The sequence below is a fragment of the Bradyrhizobium sp. ma5 genome (assembly GCF_042258955.1).
Lineage (GTDB): Bacteria > Pseudomonadota > Alphaproteobacteria > Rhizobiales > Xanthobacteraceae > Bradyrhizobium.
Window position 1 is genome coordinate 7,862,904 of record NZ_CP170156.1, and the last position, 24,142, is coordinate 7,887,045.

29 protein-coding genes are annotated in these 24,142 nt (G+C 64.8%); 14 read left to right on the plus strand and 15 right to left on the minus strand.

Annotated elements, in window-relative coordinates; genetic code table 11:
- Window positions 1-54: 54 nt before the first annotated feature.
- Window positions 55-330 carry a YiaA/YiaB family inner membrane protein gene (locus ACE103_RS37055; RefSeq protein WP_375777035.1) on the minus strand — a complete coding sequence of 92 codons (276 nt, stop codon included), beginning with the start codon at window positions 328-330 and terminating at the stop codon, window positions 55-57.
- A gap of 56 nt (window positions 331-386) precedes the next feature.
- Window positions 387-1,082, minus strand: a complete 696-nt coding sequence (locus ACE103_RS37060) for a PspA/IM30 family protein (protein WP_375777036.1) — start codon at window positions 1,080-1,082, stop codon at window positions 387-389.
- A gap of 112 nt (window positions 1,083-1,194) precedes the next feature.
- On the opposite strand from ACE103_RS37060, the gene ACE103_RS37065 reads away from it, so the two are divergent.
- The 5 genes from ACE103_RS37065 (at window position 1,195) to ACE103_RS37085 (ending at window position 4,140) form a co-directional block, all read left to right on the plus strand.
- Window positions 1,195-1,803, plus strand: coding sequence for a TetR/AcrR family transcriptional regulator (locus ACE103_RS37065; RefSeq protein ID WP_223966990.1), 609 nt, complete (start codon window positions 1,195-1,197; stop codon window positions 1,801-1,803).
- A 239-nt stretch (window positions 1,804-2,042) separates the two neighbouring features.
- On the plus strand, window positions 2,043-2,252 hold the full coding sequence (locus ACE103_RS37070; RefSeq protein WP_097671727.1) for a cold-shock protein: 210 nt from the start codon (window positions 2,043-2,045) through the stop codon (window positions 2,250-2,252).
- Window positions 2,253-2,485: 233 nt separating this feature from the next.
- The gene (locus tag ACE103_RS37075; RefSeq protein ID WP_375781262.1) at window positions 2,486-3,604 is read left to right on the plus strand and encodes an acyl-CoA desaturase; all 1,119 of its coding nucleotides are present in this window, start codon (window positions 2,486-2,488) and stop codon (window positions 3,602-3,604) included.
- Window positions 3,605-3,647: 43 nt separating this feature from the next.
- Window positions 3,648-3,815 carry a hypothetical protein gene (locus ACE103_RS37080; protein ID WP_223966988.1) on the plus strand — a complete coding sequence of 56 codons (168 nt, stop codon included), beginning with the start codon at window positions 3,648-3,650 and terminating at the stop codon, window positions 3,813-3,815.
- 88 nt (window positions 3,816-3,903) lie between these two features.
- Window positions 3,904-4,140 (plus strand): hypothetical protein, encoded by a 237-nt coding sequence (locus ACE103_RS37085; protein WP_375777037.1) that lies wholly within the window; start codon window positions 3,904-3,906, stop codon window positions 4,138-4,140.
- 24 nt (window positions 4,141-4,164) lie between these two features.
- On the opposite strand, the gene ACE103_RS37090 is transcribed toward ACE103_RS37085, so the two are convergent.
- Window positions 4,165-4,536 (minus strand): cupin domain-containing protein, encoded by a 372-nt coding sequence (locus ACE103_RS37090; protein WP_375777038.1) that lies wholly within the window; start codon window positions 4,534-4,536, stop codon window positions 4,165-4,167.
- A gap of 187 nt (window positions 4,537-4,723) precedes the next feature.
- Between ACE103_RS37090 and ACE103_RS37095 the strand changes: the two genes are divergently transcribed.
- Window positions 4,724-5,122 (plus strand): hypothetical protein, encoded by a 399-nt coding sequence (locus ACE103_RS37095; RefSeq protein WP_375777039.1) that lies wholly within the window; start codon window positions 4,724-4,726, stop codon window positions 5,120-5,122.
- A gap of 184 nt (window positions 5,123-5,306) precedes the next feature.
- Here the strand turns inward: ACE103_RS37095 and ACE103_RS37100 are convergent, their stop codons facing one another.
- The 4 genes from ACE103_RS37100 to ACE103_RS37115 all read right to left on the minus strand — a co-directional run bounded on the left by ACE103_RS37100 (window position 5,307) and on the right by ACE103_RS37115 (window position 9,109).
- Window positions 5,307-6,131 (minus strand): molybdenum storage protein subunit alpha, encoded by an 825-nt coding sequence (locus ACE103_RS37100; protein ID WP_375777040.1) that lies wholly within the window; start codon window positions 6,129-6,131, stop codon window positions 5,307-5,309.
- Between the two features lie 14 nt (window positions 6,132-6,145).
- Window positions 6,146-6,958, minus strand: a complete 813-nt coding sequence (locus ACE103_RS37105; protein WP_375777041.1) for a uridine kinase — start codon at window positions 6,956-6,958, stop codon at window positions 6,146-6,148.
- A 187-nt stretch (window positions 6,959-7,145) separates the two neighbouring features.
- Window positions 7,146-8,450, minus strand: a complete 1,305-nt coding sequence (locus ACE103_RS37110; protein WP_375777042.1) for an ATP-binding protein — start codon at window positions 8,448-8,450, stop codon at window positions 7,146-7,148.
- Window positions 8,447-9,109, minus strand: a complete 663-nt coding sequence (locus ACE103_RS37115) for a response regulator transcription factor (RefSeq protein ID WP_223967209.1) — start codon at window positions 9,107-9,109, stop codon at window positions 8,447-8,449. Before ACE103_RS37115 ends, ACE103_RS37110 begins: the two co-directional genes overlap by 4 nt.
- Window positions 9,110-9,376: 267 nt before the next feature.
- On the opposite strand from ACE103_RS37115, the gene ACE103_RS37120 reads away from it, so the two are divergent.
- The 3 genes from ACE103_RS37120 (at window position 9,377) to ACE103_RS37130 (ending at window position 11,436) form a co-directional block, all read left to right on the plus strand.
- Entirely contained in the window at window positions 9,377-10,132 is a 756-nt protein-coding gene (locus ACE103_RS37120) for a hypothetical protein (RefSeq protein WP_375781263.1), read from the plus strand.
- 56 nt (window positions 10,133-10,188) lie between these two features.
- Complete coding sequence (locus ACE103_RS37125; protein ID WP_375777043.1) at window positions 10,189-10,587, plus strand: hypothetical protein; 399 nt, start codon at window positions 10,189-10,191, stop codon at window positions 10,585-10,587.
- Between the two features lie 78 nt (window positions 10,588-10,665).
- Window positions 10,666-11,436 (plus strand): hypothetical protein, encoded by a 771-nt coding sequence (locus ACE103_RS37130; RefSeq protein ID WP_375777044.1) that lies wholly within the window; start codon window positions 10,666-10,668, stop codon window positions 11,434-11,436.
- Window positions 11,437-11,553: 117 nt separating this feature from the next.
- Here ACE103_RS37130 and ACE103_RS37135 read toward each other — a convergent pair whose 3' ends face one another.
- Window positions 11,554-11,754: a hypothetical protein gene (locus tag ACE103_RS37135; protein WP_223966971.1), complete on the minus strand. Its 201-nt coding sequence runs from the start codon at window positions 11,752-11,754 to the stop codon at window positions 11,554-11,556.
- Between the two features lie 38 nt (window positions 11,755-11,792).
- On the opposite strand from ACE103_RS37135, the gene ACE103_RS37140 reads away from it, so the two are divergent.
- Entirely contained in the window at window positions 11,793-13,793 is a 2,001-nt protein-coding gene (locus ACE103_RS37140; protein ID WP_375777045.1) for a hypothetical protein, read from the plus strand.
- A gap of 28 nt (window positions 13,794-13,821) precedes the next feature.
- Here ACE103_RS37140 and ACE103_RS37145 read toward each other — a convergent pair whose 3' ends face one another.
- Window positions 13,822-14,799, minus strand: coding sequence for an MDR family NADPH-dependent oxidoreductase (locus ACE103_RS37145; RefSeq protein ID WP_375777046.1), 978 nt, complete (start codon window positions 14,797-14,799; stop codon window positions 13,822-13,824).
- A gap of 125 nt (window positions 14,800-14,924) precedes the next feature.
- Between ACE103_RS37145 and ACE103_RS37150 the strand changes: the two genes are divergently transcribed.
- Both ACE103_RS37150 and ACE103_RS37155 read left to right on the plus strand, forming a co-directional pair.
- Window positions 14,925-15,500: a TetR/AcrR family transcriptional regulator gene (locus ACE103_RS37150; protein ID WP_375777047.1), complete on the plus strand. Its 576-nt coding sequence runs from the start codon at window positions 14,925-14,927 to the stop codon at window positions 15,498-15,500.
- A 123-nt stretch (window positions 15,501-15,623) separates the two neighbouring features.
- Window positions 15,624-15,980: a hypothetical protein gene (locus ACE103_RS37155; protein WP_375777048.1), complete on the plus strand. Its 357-nt coding sequence runs from the start codon at window positions 15,624-15,626 to the stop codon at window positions 15,978-15,980.
- Window positions 15,981-16,020: 40 nt separating this feature from the next.
- Here the strand turns inward: ACE103_RS37155 and ACE103_RS37160 are convergent, their stop codons facing one another.
- The 5 genes from ACE103_RS37160 to ACE103_RS37180 form a co-directional block, all read right to left on the minus strand.
- Complete coding sequence (locus tag ACE103_RS37160) at window positions 16,021-18,096, minus strand: pyridoxamine 5'-phosphate oxidase family protein (RefSeq protein WP_375777049.1); 2,076 nt, start codon at window positions 18,094-18,096, stop codon at window positions 16,021-16,023.
- A gap of 60 nt (window positions 18,097-18,156) precedes the next feature.
- Window positions 18,157-18,774, minus strand: coding sequence for a glutathione S-transferase family protein (locus ACE103_RS37165; protein WP_375777050.1), 618 nt, complete (start codon window positions 18,772-18,774; stop codon window positions 18,157-18,159).
- A 148-nt stretch (window positions 18,775-18,922) separates the two neighbouring features.
- Window positions 18,923-19,336: a Rieske (2Fe-2S) protein gene (locus ACE103_RS37170; RefSeq protein WP_223966957.1), complete on the minus strand. Its 414-nt coding sequence runs from the start codon at window positions 19,334-19,336 to the stop codon at window positions 18,923-18,925.
- A 7-nt stretch (window positions 19,337-19,343) separates the two neighbouring features.
- Window positions 19,344-20,456, minus strand: coding sequence for an amidohydrolase family protein (locus ACE103_RS37175; RefSeq protein WP_375777051.1), 1,113 nt, complete (start codon window positions 20,454-20,456; stop codon window positions 19,344-19,346).
- 74 nt (window positions 20,457-20,530) lie between these two features.
- Window positions 20,531-21,595 carry an amidohydrolase family protein gene (locus ACE103_RS37180; RefSeq protein WP_375777052.1) on the minus strand — a complete coding sequence of 355 codons (1,065 nt, stop codon included), beginning with the start codon at window positions 21,593-21,595 and terminating at the stop codon, window positions 20,531-20,533.
- Between the two features lie 247 nt (window positions 21,596-21,842).
- On the opposite strand from ACE103_RS37180, the gene ACE103_RS37185 reads away from it, so the two are divergent.
- Window positions 21,843-22,322, plus strand: a complete 480-nt coding sequence (locus tag ACE103_RS37185) for a hypothetical protein (RefSeq protein WP_375777053.1) — start codon at window positions 21,843-21,845, stop codon at window positions 22,320-22,322.
- 7 nt (window positions 22,323-22,329) lie between these two features.
- Here ACE103_RS37185 and ACE103_RS37190 read toward each other — a convergent pair whose 3' ends face one another.
- The gene (locus ACE103_RS37190; RefSeq protein ID WP_375777054.1) at window positions 22,330-23,040 is read right to left on the minus strand and encodes a DJ-1/PfpI family protein; all 711 of its coding nucleotides are present in this window, start codon (window positions 23,038-23,040) and stop codon (window positions 22,330-22,332) included.
- 64 nt (window positions 23,041-23,104) lie between these two features.
- Here ACE103_RS37190 and ACE103_RS37195 point away from each other — a divergent pair, with 64 nt between their 5' ends.
- On the plus strand, window positions 23,105-24,100 hold the full coding sequence (locus ACE103_RS37195) for a GlxA family transcriptional regulator (protein WP_375777055.1): 996 nt from the start codon (window positions 23,105-23,107) through the stop codon (window positions 24,098-24,100).
- The last annotated feature ends 42 nt before the right edge of the window (window positions 24,101-24,142 follow it).

Here is a 24,142-nt window from a genome sequence, read left to right on the forward strand (position 1 = left end):
ACGAAGCGGCGGGCACAAAACACCCGCCGCTTGGCATCGGCTCAGGCCGCGTTCTCACCCCGCCTTCGACACTTCCATCAGCAGGCGCTCGGCCTTGGCGTCCTCGATCCGGTTCACGAACTTGCCGCTCTCGTAATTGTCGCGCACGGTCTTGGTCAGCGTGATGCAGGTCTGGACCAGCATCACGATGCCCATCGTCAGATAGCCCTTCATCCAGAGGTCAATGGGCAGGAAGAACACGCCGACGGCGACGAGGAAGGCGGAGGCTGCGAAGGACGCGTAGGTGAAGGTGACCCAAGCGCCGCTGTGGGGTTGGATGGTCTGGTTCATGATCGTCTCCTTGATGTTACGTGATTTGAAGTTGGCTTGGTTTCAGGCTCGAGTTCTCAGGCGGCAGGCGGGCGCTTGGCTCTCAAGCGCGCCAGCACGTCGTCGGCGGTCGATTTCATCCGCGGGCCAAAGCCCTGTTCGGCGAGCCTTTCGGCGACGACTGATGGACCCGAGGCGGTGTCGATCTCGAACAGCGCGTCATCCGCCGCCTGGATCTCCATCTGCCGCTCGCGCAGCCGCTTCAGCGTCGCTTCGGCTTCCGGCAGCGTCGACTCGTAGGGCCGCGCCGCCTCGATGCCGCTTCGGCGCAGCGAACGCACCGCTTCCGAGGCACGGGCGAGGCGCCGGCCGCGATCGAGCTCGGCGATGCGCGCCTCGGCGTTGGCGACGTGGCGCTTCAGCCGGGTGATCTCGGTGGCGAACAGCGTGCGCGCGGTCATCGCGGCGTCGCGTTCGGCTTCGAGGTTGGCGATCGCCTGCGCGGCTTCGCGGGCGAGGTCGTCCCGGCCCCCCTCGAGCGCCGCCGACGCCCGCACCTCGAGATCGGCGATCCGGGCATTGGTCGCCTCGAGCCGCCGGCCCTCCTGCGCGTCGCCGGCAATGGCGAGCGCGAGGGTCCGTTTCGAGCGGTCGACCGCGGCGGCGGCATCGCGCATCTGCTGGTCGAGCACGACCAGCGCGGTCCGATCCTGCAGTTCCTCCTCGGCTGCCGCCACGCTGCCGCGGAAAATCGTCAAAACAGTTTTGAACATTTGGTCACTCCCTGATATGAGCATCGCTCATGAATCTCTTGTACCACATACTGAGCGATGCTCAAGATTTATTTGAGCGACGCTCACGCATCTGGTTAACGACGGGTGAAACATGTCCAAAGCATTGGAACGACGAGCGAAACTGCGCGAAGCGCTGATCGAGGCGGCGGAACGGGCAATTGCGGCAAAGGGTCTTGGCGGCCTGAAAACGCGCGAACTGGCGCAGGAAATCGGCGTCGCCAATGGCGGCGTCTACAATCTGGTCGAGGATGTCGACGAGCTGATCCTGCGCGTCGGCTCCCGCACGCTGGCGCGGCTCGATGCTTCGCTGTCGCTGGCCGAGATCCGCGGCGCGGCCGCGCCGCGCGAGATGCTGGTCCGGATCGCGGTCGCCTATTGCGACTTCGCCGCCGACAATCTCGAACTATGGCGCGCACTGTTCGAGCATCGCATGCAGCCCGGCAAGCCGGTGCCGGAATGGGCCATCAGCGAGCAGATGGAACTGTTTCGCCACATCTATAAGCCGCTCGCCGCGCTGTTTCCGCAGCGCTCGCCGGCACAGCTCGGCGTCACCGCGCGCAGCCTGTTCTCCGCCGTCCACGGCATGGTCGCGCTCGGGCTCGAGCACAAGCTGATCGCGGTGCCGATCGGCGCGCTGCGCAGCGAGATCTCGACCCTGACGCGCGCGATGGTCGACGGCCTGACGGCGAAGAAGGAATAGCGCAGGTGCCCGTAATCGCACGGTGTCCCCGCCGTGCGGTCAGGCAGAGAAAGGAGGAAGGCCCCTTGCGGAACGATCGAACTGTAGTTAACTTCCTCGGATCGAGTTTCGGCCGAACGACTTGGCCTCGCCGCTCATAGCGTGCCTGACTGACGACCCTCACCCCTAAACTTCGAATTAGCCTGCTGCGCCCTCGGGTGCGGCTCCAAACACGCATCTATACCAAAGGACGATGTTCCATGAGCATGGGAACTGTGAAGTGGTTTAACGGCCAGAAGGGCTTCGGCTTCATTCAGCCGGACGACGGCGGCCAGGACGTTTTCGTTCATATCAGCGCCGTCGAACGCGCCGGCATGAGCTCCCTCAACGAGGGTCAAAAGGTTTCTTTTGAAATCGTTGCAGACCGCCGCACCGGCAAATCTGCTGCGGACAATCTGCGCGCGGTGTAAGCTGCGGCAATTAGCCATGCTGCTTTGACCACGGATGAACTGGCAAAGCTTCAGGTTACGCGACCCCGCGACTGGTCACCCGGCCGCGGGGTTCTCTTTTATCAACATCGCGCGCAATGCCCGCCAGGATCAGGACTTGAACCGTCTGCCGGCGAAGCGGCCTGCGCATCGAAGCAGCTGAGGTCGCGAGCGTGTCCACCAAGATCGATCCAGCTCCGCAGCACGACGACATCATGTACCCGCAGGTGCTCCCGTTCGTGCTGGTCCATTTGGGGTGTCTGGCGGCGATCTGGTCGGGCGTCTCATGGCCGGCGATTGCAATTTGCGTCGCGCTGTATTGGGTGCGCATGTTTGCGATCACGGCCGGGTATCATCGCTACTTCTCGCATCGAGCCTATTCGACCAGCCGGACGTTTCAGTTCATCCTCGCATTCCTGGCCCAAAGCAGCGCCCAGAAAAGCGTCCTTTGGTGGGCTGCGAAACATCGACATCACCACCTTCATTCAGATACCGAGCACGATGTGCATTCACCCCGGCACAAAGGCTTCGTGTACAGTCATCTCGGCTGGATCTTCTATCGACAGCACGATGCGACTGATCTGACGAAAGTCGCGGATTTTGCCGCGTATCCGGAGTTGATGTGGCTGCACAGATTTGAGATTTTGCCGGCGGTCGTGGTCGCAGTCCTGTGCTTCCTCATTGCCGGGTGGCCGGGGCTCCTGGCCGGTTTCTTCTGGAGCACCGTGCTGCTGTATCACGCGACGTTCTGCATCAACTCCCTCGCACATGTTCACGGTCGCAAGCGGTATGTGACGGGCGATGACTCCCGCAACAATTGGCTGCTGGCGCTGGTTACGATGGGCGAGGGTTGGCACAACAATCACCACGCCTATCAAAGCAGCGCGCGGCAGGGCTTCCGCTGGTGGGAGATTGATGCGACCTATTATGTTCTGGTGGCCTTGTCCTGGTTCGGTGTCGTCTGGGATCTCAAGGCGCCGCCCGCGCAGGTTCTGCGCAACGAGCAGCGCCTGGGATCGCGTGTGATCAAGCGGACGGCTGAGCAGCTTGCCGGCCGTTTCAACCCTGAACACATTGCGCAGGCGATCAAATCCTCAATCCACGAAACCGGATTGTCGGTGCGGGACGCGCTTTTTCTGTTGCAGCATCGTGCCGACTTGCATCTGCCCAGCATGCCGACGCGCGAGCAGTTGTTGGCTGAAGCCCAGGCCATGTTCGCGAAGACGCCATCGCTGGACGACATCGTCGACCGTGCACATGAGCTGCTGGTGGAATCGGTCTGCTTCCTTCTGGCCGTTCCGCCGCCGGTGGCCGGGGTAAACCCGAAAGCTTGAGAGAGCGGTAGCATTTTGCCTCGGGCATCCCCATATAGACTCAATGACCAACTGGCAAAAACCGAGCAAGCGCGAAGCACCCAAGACCAAGGCCGAATTGCGCGAGATGCTGACCGAGGCCGTGCGTAACACGCCGAGCCCGGACCAGACGTCGAAGCCGCGCCCGGCAAAAGCCAAAAAGACCGCGGCTGGAGCCGCCGACGTCGATTAGCCCCGCGCGCCTCGCGACCGGATCGCCCGCCCCGGATGCGACCGAATTCCATTCGCGACGAGCGCGAGAATCTTCGTGAAGGAGCAGCATGCGCAAGCTTCCCAAGCCCACCGAACAAGAGATCAATGAGGGACCCCAAGCGGTGTCCTTTCAGATTGCGAACGGAAACGCGCGGCAGGACTGCACCCTGCAAACCACATTCCCAACCAAGATGCAGGCGCACAAATATCTGCTCGCGAATTGGCCGGCTATTGAAAAGAGGGCTCGCGATGCCCTTGCGGCGGGGACCATTGAGGGCGGCCAGATCAAGCTCGTGATGAGCTGAACAGCTGACGGAAACACCCAGACCTCACGGCTCCATCGTGTAGGCGCGCCCGGGTTCGAGCGCGTAGATCGTCAGAAAGCACAGCGGCCGTTCCGGGTCGCAATTGCGAAACAGCGTGTGCGGAACATCGGCCCGGTCCTGCAGGGTCTCGCCTGCCCGATATTGTCGCGGCGCCTCGTCGCCATAGGCGGACTCGGCAACACCTTCGACGATGAAGATCACGCCGCCGACCGGATGCCGGTGCAGCGGAGCAACTCCGCCGGGCGGATAGGTCACCTCGGCAACGACAAGCTCGCGCTGATCGCCGGGCAGTTGCAGTCGCTCGAGGGTCTTGCGCGTGACGCCGGCAAAGCCGGTTTGCTGAACGTTGGCCTGACCGTTGTTGCTTTCAGCCATTGGAACCCTTTCTTGTCACGCGAGCCTTTGTCCCGATCGGATCGGGCGCGACTATGGCTGCGCTCCAATGACGCAACAAGCGTCCAGGCATTTCAACACATGTCACGCAGTTGGGGCGAAGCCCTTGCCACCCTTGCTTCCACGTTGCAGGATTTCGGCGCCGAACACCTTCAGCAGTGAGCCTTGCATGAGAACGAGCATCGTTACGACGCGATTGTCGGGATTAGCCGCACTGGCGCTCATCCTTGCGGCATCAACTGTCACGCCGGCGTCGGCGGCGCAGGCCGTGCCGGAATGCTCGATGTCGGTGACATTGGCGGATTGGGGCGAGAATTCGACCGGCGATATCGACCTCGCAGCCGGCGAAAGCTGCCAGATCCCGATCGGGATCCGCGGCACGGTGACGGACTCGTCGATCTCGCAAAAGCCGGCCTATGGCAAATTGAAGAAGATCAACGCATCGACCTTCGAATACAGGGCGAAGGCCAAGTACAAGGGCAACGATACGTTCGCCATCAAGGCGACAGGTCAGGGACCGAAGGCCTCCGGCACCTCGGTCATCACCGTGCACGCCACGATCAAGTAATCGCAATGTAGATGTGCTCCCTCGCCCCGTTCTTACGGGGAGAGGGTTGGGGTGAGGGGCCATCTCCGCGCGTACGGTGATAGCTGGGTCCGTGGAGACTCCCCCTCACCCGGAATGCATCTATCGATGCATTCCGACCTCTCCCCGCGCGCGGGGCGAGGTAAGGCGGAGTCGGCGGCGCGATTTACGCCGGCCGTGCGCCGGTGCGGATGATCGAGCCGACATGCTGGCCGCGCAGCGCTGCGGTGAGTCGGCCGGGAACCAAGCCGTTCACGACTTGCACCCGTTCGATGTGCCGTGCGTTCGCCATCACCTCGAGCAGCGCGGGATCGAACGGCAGCGTCCCCTTCAGCTTGGCAAGATCGGCGAAGCTGGTCTCGCGCAGCAGCTGGGCCTTCTTGCCGTTGGGACCGTTCGGATCGTCGCTATACACGCCGTCGACGTCCTCGACGATGGTGAGGCCGGCGGCGCCGAGCGCATCGGCGATCAGGAACGCGCCGGTGTCGGCGCGGTGCAACGGGATGCGCGAGACCGGGAATTCATGATGGTGATACGGCGGGAAGGCGCTGCCGACCACCGCGCGGGCCGCGGAGAGATGGATCGCGAGCTGGCTCGCGATGGTCGGATGCTCGATATAGGACACGCCTTCCGGCGCGAGCAGGCAACCGAGAATGTGGCCGTTCTGGCCGGCCTCGCTTGCTGCGAGCGGCGCGAGCGAGCCAACAGGCAGACCGAGGTCGAGGCCGACGCTGTAGAGATGGCGGGCGCGGATGCCGGCGCCGGTCAGGATCAGCATGCGGTGCTCGGGCAGCAGCGAACGCAGCTCGTCGACAACAGGCAGGATCGCCTCATAGCCGCGATCCATGATCGAGCGGCCGCCGATCTTCACCACCTGCACCCAGGGCAGCAGCGGGATCGGGCGTCCGCCGGCGACGGGACGGGTGAGATCGCTGTCGAGCAGGGTCTGGCGCGCGAGCGGCGAAGCGACGTGCTTGATGGTGTCATCCATGGTCGTGTCCCTGCTCAGTTCGCGGTGATGATGGTGCCGACATGCTCGCCCGCGAGCGCGCGGGTGAGATTGCCGGGGACGAGGCCATTGACGACCTGCACCTGACGGACATGGCGCGCGGTGGCGAGCAGATCGAGCACCGGGAACTCGAGGATCGAATCCTGCAATCCCTTCGCCTTCATCTCGGCGACCGAGATCTTCGGAATGAAGGTGGCGCCCTTCGAGGTCTTGGGGTTCGCGGTGTAGAGACCGTTCTCGTCCTTCACATAGATCATCGACTTGCAGCCGAACTGTTCGGCGACCAGGAAGCAGCCGGCATCGGTGCGGTAGGGCGGGATCATGCCTTCAGGTGCGGGCCGCATCCACAGCCCGTAAGGCGGCATGCCGCTGAAGATCACCGCGTTCACCTCGGCAAGATACAGCGGCACGGCCGAAAGCCCGGCGCCGCTGACCGCGGAGATGCCGTGCTTGGCAAGCAACTGGCCGAGCATCACGGCGTTCTGATCGGCAACCGAGGCGCCGAGCTGCGAGAGCACGCCGGCCGGCAGTCTGAGCCCGGCCGCGATCGAGTAGAGATGCCGGGCGCGGGTGCCCGCGCCGGTCCCGATCAGCATCTTGTGCGCCTTGCGGGCCGCGACGATCTCGTCGACCAGCGGATAGACCGCGGCGCGGCCGCGGTCGATGACGCTCTGGCCGCCGATCTTGATCACCGCGGCATCCGGCAGGATCCGGAAATTCGACGCGGCCTCGGCCGTCGCCAGGAGCTGCGGATCGGTCAGCGACCGCTGCATCAGGAGCGCTTCAAGCTCCGCCGTCGTGTTCGCCATGAGAAACGTCCTTTCTCCAATGCGCCTGGCATTGCTTCCGTCGGCCCCGCGACATCCGAACCGGTCTCCACCGGCGGCACGCAAAGCCCGCATCCGAACTGCACTGGTAGCGGTAAGCCGGGCGGGTCTCAAGATGCAATGGCGATGATGCCGCGCGGCAGGCACCCATTTTGCCGGCCGACAGGCCTCACCCGGCGGTCGCCGGCAGCTTGATGGTCACGCGCAGGCCCGAACGTCCGGCACCGGTCACATTTTCGAACAGAACCGAACCGGCGGCATGATCGACGATGCGCTTCACGATCGAGAGCCCGAGCCCGGCGCCCTCGCCGCTCGGCTGGCCGCCGCGAAAGAACGGCTCGCCGATCCGCGCCAGATCTTGCGGTGCAATGCCCGGTCCGGTGTCCTCGATCTGGACGACGGCCATGCCGTCCTCCCTGGCGACGGCAAGATCGACAGCCCCTCCGTTGGGCGTGAACTTGATTGCGTTCTCGACCAGGTTCCGGACCGCCGAGATCAGGGACAGCTCATCACCGCTCACCGTGATGGGTTCGACCGTCGTGAAGCCGAGATCGATGTTGCGCGCTGCGGCCTCCGGCAGCAGATCGGCGACGACGCCTTTTGCGATCTTGTCCAGCTCCACCGCTGCACGCATGACAGACGGCGCAGCGTCCTGACGCGCCAGCGCCAGAAGTTGCTCGAGCAGATGCTTGGTGCGCCGCATGCCGCTCTTCAGCGCATCGAGCCGGTCGCGCGTCTCCGCCGGCATGTCGAGGGAGGCGAGATTTTCCGCCTGCAGGCTGAGCGCGGTGACCGGCGTACGAAGTTCATGGGCCGCGTCGGCGATGAAACGCCGCTGCTGGTCCATCATGACGCGCACCCGCCCCAGCAAGCCGTTGATCGAGCCGAGGAACGGCTGCAGCTCGCTCGGCGCGCCCGTCGCCGGCAACGCACCGACGTCATCCACCCTGCTCGCATCGAGATCGCCGGCGAGGCGCAACATCGGTCGGAACGATCGGGCGATCACGAATGCCGTCATCAGCAAAAGGCACGGCACCAACGCCGCAATCGGCAACAGCGTGCGTACGGCCATATCGCCCGCGATCTCGGTGCGGATCTCGGTCTGCTGCGTCACCGCAAAGCGGCTGCCGTCCGGCCGGGTCCGAAGCAGCACGCGCACCGGCTGGCTGTGATAGACATCATTGTGCAGCCCATCCGTCAGTCCCCAGAGCCGGCGTTCATCGGCGGCGCCGCGCGGCACCTCGCCGAGCTCGACGACGGCGACCTCGGCTTCCGCGTCGATGCCGGTGACCGGGCGGCTTTGCCGGATCGGAGCGCTGAGCGCGAAGCTGCCGATCTGGATCAGGACGGAGTCCTGCATCTCGATCGCTTCGCTGTAGGCCCATCTGTACGCCAGCAGTCCGCCGACGGCGCCGGTCAGCAGGATGATCGCGGTGAGTCCGACGAACAGGCGCCCGCGCAGCGATCTCATCATCTCGAACGATCCACCATCCACCCGACGCCGCGCACGTTCCTGATCGCCGCGGCGCCCAGTTTTCTGCGCACGGCGTGGATCAGGAATTCGACCGCGTTGCTCTCGACCTCCTCGCGCCAGCCATAGATCTGGCGCTCGAGCTCGGCACGGGACAGGATCGTTCCCGGCCGCGCAAGCAGCGCCTGAAGCAGGGCGAACTCGCGTGCGCTGAGCACGGCTTTTTCTTCGCAGAACGTGGCTTCCCGCGTGGCCGGGTCGAGATGAAGCTCGCCGTTGGTCAGCACCGGCGGCGCCCCGCTGCCCTCGCGCCGCAGTACCGCGCGCATGCGCGCCAGCAACTCGGCGATCTCGAACGGCTTGACCAGGTAATCGTCGGCGCCGAGATCAAGTCCCCGGATGCGATCGTTCAGCGCATCGCGTGCGGTGAGAATGATCACCGGAAGGCGCGAGGCACGCTCCCGGATCGCCTTGAGAACGTCGAGCCCGTCGGTCAATGGCAGGCCGAGATCGAGCAGCGCAATGTCGTAGGTCTCGCTGCGGCTGGCTTCGATGGCAAGATCGCCATTGCGCACCCAGTCGACCGCATAGGCGGCATCCCGCAGCGCCTCGACGACGGCGGCGCCGATCATCCTGTCGTCCTCCACCACGAGCACCCGCATCGCCTGGTAATCCGTCCCCGATCCGCACCGGGAGTAGGCCCCGGTGAAACTGCGTCCACCGATCAGCCGGCGACGCTTCCGCGATCATATCAGCTTCGACTTAGCCGCAACTTAGGGGCTTTCGGCGCCCAAATGGCGGCCGCGCCGCCCGCCTAAGCCGGGGCTAAGTCTCGCCGTGCACGCTCGCTTTCGAACTCGGCGGAACCGCCGCCCCCCTCAAAAGCGGAGCTTTACACCGTGCTGGATATCAGACCCATCGGCCGCAGCATGCTGAACAAGGTCCCCGAAGTCACCCTCGTCTTCTGGCTGATCAAGATCATGTCGACCACCGTCGGCGAGACCGGCGCCGATTATCTCGCCGTCCATGTCGGCCTTGGCACCAGCGTAACCGGCCTGCTGATGATGACGCTGCTGGCCGCAGTGCTGGCCATCCAGCTGCGGATGGACCGCTACGTGCCGTGGGTCTACTGGCTGACGGTCGTGCTGGTCAGCATCGTGGGGACGCAGATTACCGATGCGCTGACCGACAAGCTCGAGATCAGCCTCTACGTCAGCACGGCCGCCTTCGCGATCGCTTTGGCCGCGACCTTCGCGATCTGGTTTTCGGTCGAACGGACGCTGTCGATCCACAGCATCGTGACCCAACGGCGCGAACTGTTCTACTGGGCCGCGATCCTGTTCACATTCGCGCTCGGCACGGCTGCGGGTGATCTTGCGACCGAAGCGCTGGGCCTTGGCTTCAACGTCGGGGTGGTCGCGTTCACAGCACTCATCGCAGTCATCGCGGCGGCCTATGCGCTCGGCGCTAACGCGGTGCTGACCTTCTGGCTCGCCTACATCCTGACGCGCCCGCTCGGAGCATCGTTCGGCGACCTGCTGTCCCAGGCCCGTGAGTACGGCGGCCTCGGCTTCGGCACGATCTACACCAGCCTGGCCTTCCTGACGGTGATCGTCGCGCTGGTCGCCTGGCTGTCGTTCGAAGGCGACGCCGGCGGCAAGCCCGAAGCGTCGCCCGGCGCGTGAGTTCAACCGCGTCCCGACGGACATCAATCGAACCAACCCCACACAGGAGAACCACGATGAACAAGACGACACTCAGCTTGGCGACGGCGATTGTTGCGCTCGCAGTGATCCAGCCGCTCCCCGATGCCAACGCAGGCCTCAGGCTGCTGCCGCACACGCAGACGGCGGCCTCCAGGCTCGGCGACCTGGCGCCCTTCCGCAGCATCGCCGCCGATGTCGCGGCACTGGTCGACAAGGGCGACCTCGTCGGCGCCAAGACGCGGATCAAGGATCTCGAGACCAAATGGGACGAAGCGGAAGCCGGATTGAAGCCGCGTGCGGCCGCGGACTGGCACACGGTCGACAAGGCGATCGATCGCGCGCTCGAGGCGGTGCGTGAGACCAATCCGGATGCGGCCAAGTGCAAGAAGGCGCTCGCCGAGCTGCTGTCGATCATGGACTCGATGAAGGCCTGATCTCTCCATCCAGCATTTCGACCACCCGCCGGCGGCATCGTCCGCCGGCGACCCGGCCTCCCGGAGCGAAAGACCCCCATGGAATTGTTATTGCACGACACCGCTGCGGACGAGCGCGCGGGAAAAGTCCCCGCCGTCACGCTCGGCTTCTGGGTCATCAAGATTCTCGCCACCACGCTCGGCGAGACCGGCGGCGACGCCGTCACGATGTCGATGAATCTCGGTTATCTCGTCGGCACCGCGATCTTCGCAGTCGTCTTCGCTGCTGCCGTCGCAGCGCAGATGGCGGCGAAGCGCTTTCATCCGGCTCTCTACTGGATGGTGATCATCGCGACCACGACCGTCGGCACGACCTTTGCCGATTTCGTCGACCGTTCGCTCGGCATAGGATATCTCGGCGGCTCATCGCTGCTCGCCGGCCTGCTCGTTGCGTCCCTTGTTGCATGGTATCGCACCATGGGAACGGTCTCGATCGCATCGATCGACAACAAGGCGGCCGAAACCTTCTACTGGATCACGATCCTGTTCTCGCAGACGCTGGGCACCGCGCTCGGCGACTGGATGGCCGACTCCACCGGCCTCGGCTATGGCGGCGGCGCCGTCGTGTTCGCTGCCGGCATCGCCATCGTTGCCGCCGCCTATCTCTGGAGCAGAATATCGCACACGGTGCTGTTCTGGATCGCCTTCGTCCTGACCCGGCCGCTCGGCGCCACCGTCGGCGATTTCCTCGACAAGCCGCTGGATCACGGCGGCCTTGCGCTCAGCCGCTACACGGCATCGATCGCTCTCGCCGCTGCGATTGCGGCCCTGGTCTTCATCCTGCCGCAGCGAGCCGGTGAACACGCGTGAACCTCAAGCCTCTGCCCGCACCGGACATCGTTCTCTGAGTGCGGGCAGGTTGGCGCGGCGCGATCATCGTCTCGCGATCGATGCTCCGCCGCGAACGGAGCCCCCTCTGTGACGTGGTTACGAAGCGAGGTCTAGGACGTTTTGCCGCAGTTGGCTCGGCCAGCGGGTGTGACGCCGGTCATAGATGACGCGCTCAAATCCTGCGATCCTGATCTCGATACTGTCTGCTTTTTTGATGCGCTGCTCTCGGCCCAATGACGCTGGTTCAGCACCAGCGCCTTCGCGAGCAAAAAATTGATTGCCTTGCACCTTGGACATTAGCCGGCTTCGACCGGCGCACCACGAGGACGCAAACCATGGCCAATACCGCACCGGTCGTCACGATTGGTAACCACAGCCTGTTGTACAATCAGTGGCAGAAGATGCAGCCATGGCTGACTTATTTCGACGCCGACGGCAATCCCGCGCAGAGCTTTCAGTTCTTTGACAGTGGCACGTCCGCGAGCAGCGGCTATTTCTGGACTCCCAGCAATAGCCATTGGGATGCCGGCACCGTCATCGACGTTGCAGCGTCCGATCTCTCCGATGTGTGGGTGCGTGCCGGCTCGGTCGGAGGCTCCGAGACACTCTGGGCACGCGCCTCCGACGGGACGGACTGGAGCAACTGGACCGCGTTCACCTTCACGACGATTCCAAACACGCCGCCCGTCGCCACGATCAACGACCAGCAGTTGCACACCAACACATGGGCGCAGGTCACGAACTGGCTGAACTACTCCGACGCCAACGGCGATGCTGCGACCAAGTACCAGTTCTGGGACAGCGGAACGTCCGCCACCAGCGCATATTTCTGGACTCCCACCAATTCCCACTGGGCTGCCAACACGACGATCGACGTTTCGGCCGCCGATCTCGCCAATGTCTGGGTCCAGGGCGGCTCGACGACCGGCTCCGAGACCATGTGGGTCAGGGCGTTCGACGGAACGGACTGGAGCAACTGGGATACCTTCACGTTGACGTCGACGAACACGGCCCCCGTCGTGACGAGCGGCGACCATTCCGTGCACATGGGCCAGTGGGCCACCGTCGGCGACTGGTTGACGACGTCGGATGCCGACAACGATACGATCACGAAGTATCAGTTCTGGGACAGCGGCACGGCGGCGACCAGCGCCTATTTCTGGACGCCGACCAATTCCCACTGGGACGCCAACACCGTGATCGACGTTTCTGCCGCGGACCTCGCCAATGTCTGGATCCAGGGCGGCTCGGCGACCGGCTCGGAGACGATGTGGGTCAGGGGGTTCGACGGCACCACGTGGAGCAATTGGGATACCTTCACGCTGACGTCGACGGTCAACACGCCGCCGGTCGCGACCATCAACGACCAGTCGGTTCACGTCAATCAATGGGTCAAGCCGGAGGCCTGGCTCAGCACCAGCGATGCCGAGGGTGATACGATCACCAAGTATCAATTCTGGGACGGCGGCACGGGCGCGACCAGCGCCTATTTCTGGACACCGACCAATGCGCACTGGGCGGCCAGCACCCCGATTGACGTTTCGGCGTCCGACCTGGACAACCTCTGGCTTCAGGGCGGCTCGACGCCCGGCTCCGAGACCATGTATGTGCGGGCCTTCGACGGCACCGCGTGGGGCAATTGGGACCCCTTTATCGTGACGTCCACCAACACCGCCCCGACGGTTACGATCAGCGATCATTCGCTGAACGCCGCGCAGTGGGCACAACTCATCAACTGGACGACGGCATCCGACGCCGACGGCGATGCGATCACCAAGTACCAGTTCTGGGACGGCGGCAGTGCCGCCAACAGCGCCTATTTCTGGACCCCCGCCAATTCACACTGGGCAGCCAGCACCCCCATCGACGTTGCAGCGTCCGATCTGGCCAATATCTGGGTGCAAGGCGGCACCGCCGGCGGTTCCGAAACCATGTATGTGCGGGCCTTCGACGGGACCGCCTGGAGCAATTGGGACAGCTTTATCCTGACCTCGCTGCCGAACCATGCACCGGTCGCTTCGATCAGCGATCAGACCTTGCACGTCAACGAGTGGAGCCAGGTCAGCAATTTGTTGTCCTACTCCGATGTCGACGGAAATCCCGCGACCGAGTATCAGTTCTTCGACGGCGGCAATACCGCCGACAGCGGCTACTTCTGGACCTCCGCGAATTCCCATTGGGCGGCCAGCACCATCATCGACGTCAGCGCCGCGGCTGTCGATGACGTGTGGGTCCGCGGCGGCGCGGCCACCGGCGCCGAGCCGATGTATGTGCGCGCGTTCGACGGCATCGACTGGGGCTCCTGGCACGCATTCGTGCTCACGACCATCGTCTAGCGGCGCTGCGGCTTCGCTCGATCACGCGCTAGTTCGGCGTGAAGATGACCTTGCCCTTGAATGCTGCCGCCTGCGCGATGGCCTCCGGGAATCCTTCGAGGCCATAGCTCCCGACCACCGGCGCGCTGATCGCGCCGGATGCGACCATCGGCACGAGGTGGTCGTACATCCTGGTCAGGGTCTCGTCGGTTGCGGTCTTGCCCCAATGGCCGAGCCAGAAGCCGCGCACCGATACTTCATTGAAGATCACGCTCAAGGCCGAGCCGGAGAACGGCTGTCCGCTCATCGCGCTGTAGATGACGAGCACCGCCTTCGGCGCCAGGCAGTTCATCAGGTTCAAGGCTGACGTGCCGCCGACGACGTCGAGCGCCAGCAGGATCGGCGCCCCGCCGGTTTCCTTGGCGACGCGCTTGGCGAGATCCGGCCCGTCGACCAGAACGATATCGCCGCCGACCGCCTTGACCTCGTCGACGACCTCCTCGCGCCGGACGACGTTGACCGTCTTCAGTCCGAGCGATTTGGCGACGGCGATTACGGCGCGCGCTGTCGCCGAATTCGCGCCGTTCTGGATCACCCAGCCGCCGTGCGGGATCTTCACGAAATCGGTCAGCAGCAGATAGGCGGTCGCCGGATTGACCGCGATCATCGAGAGTTGCCGGATATCGGCTTTCTCTGGCAACGGCCGCTGCCACGACGCCGTGAACTTGACGCGTTCGGTCCAGGTCGGGACCGTGAACGGGATCAGCGTGCGATCGCCGACCTTGAGGTTCTTAACTTGCGATCCCGCGGCGACGACCCGCCCGACGCCCTCGATCCCGAGCGTCGCCGGCGGCGTCGGCAGATAGCCGTAGCGCCCGGCGATGATCATGAAATCCGAGTTGTTGATCGGCGCGGCCTCCACCGCGACCACAACCTCGCTGGGGCCCGGACTGCCGACGTCGGGCACCTCATTGAGCTTGACCACATCCTGAGCACGTCCGAACGCAACGACCTGAACAGCCTTCATGGCAGCAACTCCCGATTTTGTTATGTACTACTAAGTACAGAATAAGAATGACGTCAATGGCCCGGATTGCCTTCACGGCAAGGTGAAGGCTTCACATCCGACGGGGGAGTACATAAAACAGCGATATGGCAAGGCCGCGCAGCTTCGATCCGGATGACGTCCTGGAAATCGCCCGTCAGGTGTTCTGGCAGAGGGGCTTTCAGGCGACCTCGCTCGACGAGATCACGGCCGCGAGCGGCGTCGCCAAGCCCAGCCTCTATGCGGCGTTCGGTGACAAGAACGCGCTGTTCCTGAAAGTGCTCGACCGCTATCACGACGGCATCCTGGGCTGGGCCGAGCGCACCCTGGCACAGCCTGTGCCGGCCCGCGAGACGATCAGGCAATGGCTCACCGGCTTCATCCCTTATTGCTCGGGCGAGAAGGGACAGCGCGGCTGCCTGTCGATCAATTCCGCGACCGACGGCTCGCTCGATCAGGCTGAGCTCCGCAAGAGCATCGAACGCTACAACCGGCGGCTCGAAGAGCTGCTGCGCGCGCGGCTGCGCGCCGATCGCGCCGAATTCAGGAAGGGTTTCGATCCCGACGTCACTGCGCACACCATCATGGTGGTGCATGCCGGCCTGCTGGCGCTTGCGCATCAAAGGCCGGATTCGAAACGGGTGAAGGCCGTGATCGACCAGGTAATGGGCCTGCTCGCCTGAACCCCGGCGGCACACCGCGCCCTCGCACGAATGTGAATATATGTCGCCCATCATCTTATTGATGTCGCGCGTGCGATGACCATGTCCGGATTGGCTGCTGGGCCGTCCGGATCTGGGGATCAGATGAACAAACCGTTTTGGCGTGCGACGCTTATTGCCATGGCCGGCCTGCTGGCGCTGCCGGCGCTCGGCCCAGTGCAAGCCCATGATCACCAGCATCCCGAGTTGAACGGCTGGTACGAGAGCCTGCACAGCGGCAAGGGAAGCTGCTGCGACGGCAGCGACGCGCAGCGCGTCGACGATGCCGATTGGGACACCAAGGACGGTCACTATCGCGTCCGCCTCGAGGGTGAGTGGGTTGACGTTCCCGACGAAGCCGTCGTCGCCGGACCGAACCGCGCCGGCCGCACCATGGTCTGGCCGTATTACCTCGATGGCCACCCGCGGCCGCGTTGCTTCATGCCGGGCAGCATGGGCTGAACGTCAACGAAGACGTCGCGTGGTCGGCGAACGCCGCGGATCAAAGATCCAACTGCACCCGCCCTTCGCCGTCGCCATCCGGCTTCGCCGGCACGGCGCAGCAGATCAGCACCTCGTCGTCAGCCACCTCGGCGGTCGGCTCCTTCAGATAGGTCACGGCGCCCGCCAGCAATGGGATTCGACAGCTTCCGCAATTGCCTTCCCGGCAGCTGAACGCGGGGCTGAGACCGCGTTCCTCCGCCAGTTCGAGCAGCGTTCCGGATTCCGGCGTCCAGCGTGCCTCCTTCATCGATGCGGTGAAGGCGACCGGGACCGGCGTGGTCGCAGGCGGCCGGCGCGGCGGCACTGTCGTGGCCACGTCCGGCTTCCGCACCAGCGACGATGGACCGAACGCCTCGGCGTGAATCCTGCCGTCGGCGATGTTGTAGCCGCGCAGGGCGTCATAGAGCGATTGGGTGAACTGCGGCGGGCCGCACAGATAGAAATCGTAATCGTTGAACGGCAGGACACGCGACAGCAGCGCCATGTCGATCCGTCCCGCGGCGTCGTAATCGACACCCTGCTCGGCGCCATCGACGTCACCGAGGACGCGGATGATCCGGACTGCGCCGCCTGCGGCCTCGGCCAGTTGCTGCAACTCGTCGCCAAACGCGCGTTCCTCCTTGGCATGCGCAGCCTGGAACAGGAAGGTCGGCCGGATGCCGCGGGTGCGCAGGCCCTCATAGACCACGTGGCGCAGCATCGCGAGCAGCGGCGTGATACCGACGCCGCCGGCAAGCAGCACCGCGGGCCGCTTCTCGCGCGCATCGATCGTGAAGCCGCCGCTCGGCGTCCGCGCCTCGATGATGTCGCCGACATGGATCGTGTCGTGGAGATGCTGCGACACCAGGCCGTCGCGCTTCACGCTGATACGGTACATGCCGTCCGACGGTGCGACCGACAGCGTGTAGGTGCGAATGACCGGCTTCTCAGAGCCGGGCAGTGCGAGGCGGATCGGCAGATGCTGTCCGGCCCGGTGCGGAAGCAGCCCCGCGCCATCGTCCGGCTGCAGATGAAACGAGCGGATCGAGCGGCTCTCGTCGACGATCCTAGTGACCTTGAACGGGCGCCACTGCGTCGCGCGTTCAGCCGCGCGGAGCCGGTCGGCGGCCTGCGCCCAGTCGCCGGTCATCAAGGCATTCGGCGACCAGCCTTCGGCACGGAACGCCCAGCGCAGCGGCAGCGCACCGCGCCTGCGCACCACGCGGCGGGCACGGAAGCTCCAGAGCCGTTCGGCGCCCTGAAATGCCGCGACCTCCGGCGAGTCCAGGATCACCTCGGCATCGCCGGTCAGCTGCAGCATGTCGCCGGTTTCGAAGTCGACGAACAGCAGCCCCGCCTTGCCGTTGACGAGGATGTTGCCGAGCGTGTTGAAGAACAGGTTGCCGGCGAAATCGGGGACCGTCAGCGTGCCGTCGGCGGCAACACGAACGAAACCGGCCTTGCCGCCGCGATGCGAGACGTCGACCTGGCGACGATCCTCGCGCTCGGCATAGGACGCCACCAAGAACGTATCCGCCGCCTTGATCGTGTCGCGCGCGGCCTGATCGAGCGTCGTGCTTTCCTCAATCTCTCCCTTGAAAGATTCAGCCGGCTCCCGCACGAACGTGAAATCGCGCAGCTGGATATATTGCGGACAATTGCCAAAGCTCTGGTCGAGCTCGAAGCTCAGCGCCTTGCCTGACGATGCACGGAGCAGCCCGTTGGCACGGTTACGACGCCGCGTGTGCAATTCGATTCCGAGCAATCCGATCGCATCGCCCTCGCGCATGCCCTCGCTGACGGGATCGCTGGGGTCGGGCCGTGCATCGATCTCAAGGCTGCGCGGCGTCGGCGAGGCGATGAAGCCGGGCCGGCCGGCCAGCAGCGAGGCCCAGACGTCGCCGCTGCGGTCGACGCTGCCGACCACGATGAAGGGAATCTGCGCGAAGAAATCGCGATGCTGGTCGGGCATGAAGTCCCGCACCGCGCGCTGGCCGACGGCCGCCATCTTCTCGGCGACGCCGACCTTCTGCTGTATCGCCATCTCGCCGGCATGCCAGGTCGCGAGCTTGCTCTTGGTTCGCCTGTCGCTCATCGCATCGCCCTCCCCTGCGGGGTTGGACGGGCGCGCCCGCGGGCACGCCCGGTCGACATGTCACGCAGCGGTCGCCAGACCGGCGCGCGTCTTGGCAAAGGGGACGAAGCCCGGCAATGCCTCGATCCGGCGCAGGAACGCGTTGACGCGCGGATAGGCGGAGAGATCGACATTGCCCTCGGGCGCACTCGACAGATAGCTGTAGAGCGCCACATCAGCGATCGTCGGCTGCGTGCCGACGAGAAAGTCGCGATCGGCAAGGTGGGCTTCGAGCCGCTTCAGCAGCATGTGGGCGCGCGCGATCACGTCGTCCGGATTGAACTTCGCGCCGAACACCGTGATCAGCCGCGCCGCGGCGGGCCCGAAGGCGAGATCGCCGGCGGCAACCGACAGCCAGCGCTGCACCGTGGCGGCGCCCTTCGCATCCTGCGGCAGCCAGTCGGTGCGGCCGAGCTTGGTCGCGAGATAGACGAGGATCGCGTTGGAGTCGGCAATGATAGTGCCGTCATCGTCGAGCACCGGTACCTGGCCGAACGGATTGAGCGTGAGGAATTCCGGCGTCTTGTGCGCGCCGGACCTGAGGTCGACGTCGACCACCTCGTGCGGAATGCCCAGCAGGGACATGAACAGGCGGGCGCGGTGCGCATGGCCGGAGAGAGCAAAGTGATAAAGCTTCATGGTGCCGTTCCTGATGTCGTGGACGGGGTTATCCCGACCGCGACCTCAAGGTGGCCCATTGCATTGGATATTATAATGATCGCCGACGGAACTTCATTATTGCAGATGTCGCAATAACGCCCGTCATGATAGGGCACGCGGCAGCCCGTTACAGCTCGACAATCACGTAGTTGTCCTCGATGTGCACCGGAAACGTCTCGGCGACATACGGACCCTTCTGCAACTCGGCGCCGCTCTCGACCGCGACCGGATAGGAGCGGATCCTGAATCGCTTGGGATCGAACCAGGACTGGCCGTTGCGCATGTCGAATTCCCAGCCGTGCCACGCACAGCGCAGCATCTCGCCGACACGGTCGCGCTGGTAGATGCCGGGCTCCGGCGAGGTCAGGCGCGCGACGCAGGCCGCCTTCTCCAGCGGCGCGCCCTCATGCGGGCAGCGATTGAGCAGCGCGAAGAACTCACCATTGACGTGGAACACGACGATGTCGCGGCCCTCGAGGTCGAACACCTTGTTGCCGCCGGCAGGAATCTCACTGGTGCGCGCGACGATGTGACGGGCCATCGGAATCCTAGAACTTGTAAACCGCGCGGGCATTGCTGTTGAAGATCTTGCGCCGCTCGGCCTCCGTCAGCGGCGTTTTGAAGGCGTAGCGCGCGTCGTCATAGTCCCAGTGCGGATAGTCCGACGAGAACAGCAGCCGGTCGATCCCGACCCATTCGATCAGCTGGCGCAGGTGCCTGGCTTCATCTGGCTCGTCGATCGGCTGGGTCGTGAACCAGAAATGCTGCTTCACATATTCGCTCGGCTTGCGCTTCAGATGCGGCACCTCGCTGCGGAAGCGCTCGAAATGCTGATCCATCCGCCACATCGTCGCCGGGATCCAGCCGAAGCCGCCCTCGATGAACACGATCTTCAGTTTCGGGAAGCGTTCGGGAACGCCTTCCAGCACGAGGCTCGTGAGGTTCGAGGCCACCGTATGCGCGTTCGACTGATGCTCCTCGCAATAATAGGACGGCCAGCCGCCGCCGGTCGGCGCATGCCCGCCATAGCCGCCGACATGGATACCGAGCGGCAGATCGAGCTCTTGCGCGCGCTCGTAGATCGGCCAGTAGCGGCGGCGGCCGAGCGGTTCGTTGGCGCGCGGCGAGACGTTGATCTGGATGTACTCACCGGTTTTGGCGCAGCGGTCGATCTCGGCGAAGCCGAGGTCGGAGCCGTCCTGCCCGACCAGGATCGAGGCCTTCAGGCGCGGATCGCGGTGCGCCCAGAAGGCGAGCTGCCAGTCGTTGATGGCGCGCTGGATCGCGGCGCCGAATTCCAGATTCTGCTGCGAGAAGATGAAGAGGTCGAGCACCTGCAGGATCCCGAACTCGACATCGAACGGATCGAGATGCTGCTTGCGCATGAAATCGAGATCGGAGCCGGGCACGCCGCCGGTCGGCGGCCACGCATCGCGCCGCGCGATCAGCGGTGAGGAGCGCGGGTATGGCGTGGTACCGATATAGGGCGTGCGCAGATGGCTGCCGTATTCCTTGAGATGCTGCTGCCAGCGCTTCGGCAGGAACTCGTTGAGATCGCTGTGCGCATGAATGCTCGGATGGATGTCGCAATCGATGATCTTGAGCCGCGTCGCGGCGGTGGTCTCCTGATCGAGCATCGGGCGGTCGATGACGTCACTCATGCGATCCTCCATTTTGTTTGGCGCATGATCTATTCGGAAAACTGGTTCCCACTTTTCCGGATCATGCGCGCGAACTACGAGTTGAGCTTCAGGCGCGGAAAGGTTTCCAACGGGTTGTCCTCGCACATCCGCTTGACGAGGCTATCAGGCAGATGCGGCGGGACTGGATCGTCACCGTCGAACTGCCAATGCGGGTAATCCGATGCAAACAGGAACATCTTGTCGGAGCCGATCTGGTCGATGATGTCGGCGACACCGGTCGCATCCATCGGCGCGTCGAACGGCTGCATGGTGACGCGGAAATGGTCGCGGATGATCGCGGCCGGCTCGCGCTCCACCCACGGCACCTCGACGCGCACGCCGCGCCAGGTCTTGTTGGCACGCCACATGAAAGCCGGCAGCCAGCTCACCCCGGACTCCATCAGCACCACCGTCAAGCCCGGATACTTCCCGAACACGCCCTCATAGATCAGGCTCAGCGTCTGCGCCTGGAACGCCTGCGCTTCGGCCAGGTAATATTCGTAACGATAGGACGGCCAGCCGATCGAGCTCGGCGCGCCGCGGTAGGCGCTGCCGGCGTGGATCGCGATCGGCAGTTTGTGTTTCTCCGCGGCCTGATAGATCGGCCAGTAGTGCCGCCGCCCGAGCAGCATCTCGCCCTGCGAAGGCACCAGCACCGAGACGAAGCGGTTATCGCCGGCGCGGCGCTCGATCTCCTCGACCGCAAGGTCCGGTGCCTGGATCGGCACCACGATCGAGGCGCGCAGCCGCGTGTCCCTGGCAAGCCACTCGGCCGCGATCCAGTCGTTAATCGCCTTGCAGAAGTCCGCCGCCATGTAGGGATCGAACACCGCCTGCGCGCCATAGACGACGTTGCAGATCGCGTGGCTGGCGCCGAGCTGGTCGAACGCGCCGCGCTGCACCATGACGAGATCGCTGCCGGGCTTGCGGCCGTCGGCCGGCCGCCAGTCGGCGCGGCCCGACAGCGGCATCGACGGCGGATAGGAGTTGAGATCCAGCCCATCGATGGCGCGGCTGACGACCTGTTCCTTCCAGTGATCGCTGAGATACGGCAGCAGCGTGGTGCGCGTTCCCCCCACCGCGGGATGGATGTCGCAGTCGATGCGCGTGGCCGCCATGGCGTTCCTCGAAGTGAAATTCTTGTCTTGGTTGTTGGCGGCACCGCTGCCGCGCAGCGGACTGTGACGCCGATGGCGCGATCGTGCAAGCGGGTCCACGCGGGGCCGCCCTGCCCTGTGCGCGCAGCGGCCTCACGTGAAGTTGCAGAATGGCATGTGAACGGCATCACCCATGCGCGCCGTCAGACATGCTAGCGATTTCGCGTCGCGGAAAGCGCAGCTTCGGGAGACGAGAATGAGAGTTGGAATGAGGCTTGACCGATTGGCGATCCTCGCATGTTCATTGTCGCTGGCCTCGTCCGCCGCATGGGCCGCGCCCGCGACCACGTCCGGCTCGGTCGCGTTGGCGCTCGCCGGCGTGGTGGCGCCCTACTCGCCGCTGCCGGCCAGGGAGAAGAAGGCGGTCGCCGCGTTCTTTGGCGGCGACAGCAATGTCCGCACCAACAGGAAGATCACCGTCACCGCCGACAAGGTCGTCTGCCGCGCCAGCAATGTCGACATCACCTCGCGCTCCTGCGCGCTGACCTTCGGCAGCAGGACCCACACCGTGAAGGGCCGCGAAGCCAACGCGATCTACGCGACCGTGGCGCTCGCCGGCGTTCCCGGCGACGGCGCCGCCGGGACGATCTACGAGGCACTGTCGAAATTATCCTGCACACTCGATCCCGCCGTGATCAAGGACAAGGCCGGCGGCGGCGCCGACTGCAGCTTCGAGCCGGGGAATTAGTCCGGGCTCAAGCTCCCACGACGACGCCCAGCCTAGCAGCCACGCGACGTGCGGTTTCCTCGCGCTGCGCCGTGATCGTGCGTACGGCCTCGCGCGACTGCTGCAGGATCTCGGGTGGCGCGGTCTCCGGTGTGCCGCTGTCGAACGGCGGCTCCGGCGCATACACCATATAGAGCTGGATCGCGCGCGCGGCATCGTCGCCGCGCAATTCAGCCGCGAGCCGCAATGCGCCGTCGATGCCTGCCGTGACTCCGGCGGTAAAGACAAAGCTTCCGTCCACCACCACGCGTTTGTTCACCGGCGTCGCGCCGAAGAACGGCAGCAGATGAAATGACGCCCAATGCGTCGTCGCCCTGCGCCCCTTCAGAAGGCCCGCCGCTCCGCAGATCAGCGCGCCGGTGCAGACCGAGAAGATGCGGCATGCCCCCGCCGCCTGCCGGTTGATCCAGCCGAGCACTTCCGCATCCTCCATCAGGGCTTGCTGACCGAAACCGCCCGGCACATGCAGCACATCGAGCGGCGGCGCCTCAGCCAGCGTCGCATCCGGTGTCAGCCGCAATCCCTTGATGTCGCGGACGGGCTCGGCGGTCTTGCCGTAGATGCGGTAGGTCGAATTCGGAATCCGCGACAGCACCTCGAACGGTCCGGTCAAATCGATTTGATCGACGCCTTCGAACAACAGTGATCCGATCCGCAAGTGGACATCGTGAGCAATCATCGAACTTCCCTCGAACTTTCTTTGCGCTATGGACAAAGCGAATCTAGCGCGGCAGGTTTCGGCGATGACGCCAACCAGCCCACGTTTCTCGCCAAACGGCCGCCGCCTAATCGAAGTGCTGGCTTATCCGGCGGTGCAGTTGCTCGACGTCACCGGGCCTTTGCAGGTGTTCGCTTCCGCCAACGCGCTGGCGGCCAGGGCAGGCAACGCCGAGCCTTATGAGGTCCGCGTCGTCGCCAAGGACGGGCCCACGATCGAAGCATCGGCCGGTGTCGGGCTCGCGGTGCACCCGCTGCCCGCCGTCAGCACAGCGGTCGACACGCTGGTGATTCCGGGCGGCGACGGCGTCAACGCGGCGGCGGCCGATCGCGCCCTGGTGGACTGGGTACGCGGACGCGCCGGGCAGGCGCGCCGCACCGCATCGGTCTGCACCGGCGCGTTCCTGCTCGCCGCATCGGGCGTTCTCGATGGCCGTCGTGCCGCGACCCATTGGCAATTCTGTTCAGAACTCGCCGAGCGCTTTCCCGATGTTCGTGTCGAGTCCGATCCGATCTTCGTGCGCGACGGATCGTTCTGGACGTCGGCCGGCGTCACCTCCGGCATCGATCTCGCGCTGGCACTGTTGGAGGAAGACCTCGGCCGCGCGGCAGCGCTCGCCGTCGCCCGCTATCTCGTGGTGTTCTTCAAGCGGCCCGGCGGCCAGGCGCAATTCAGCGAAATCCTGTCGCTACAGACGACCGACGACAGGTTCGGCGCGCTGCATGACTGGATCAGCGGCCATCTGGCCGACGACCTCTCGCTTTCGACGCTGGCGAAACAAGCCGGCATGAGCGAGCGCAGCTTCAGCCGGCACTACGCCGATGCAACCGGGTTGACGCCGGCGCGCGCGATCGAGCGATTGCGGGTCGAGGGCGCCCGGCACCTGCTCTCGGAGACGCGCCTGCCGGTCAAGCGAATCTCGCAGCGCTGCGGCTTCGGGTCCGAGGAGACCATGCGCCGCAGCTTCCTGCGCGTGCTGTCGACCACACCGCAGGATTACCGCGCCAGGTTTGCGCGCTGAGACATGATGACGTTAGCGAAGGACTCCGCTTTACCTCGCCCC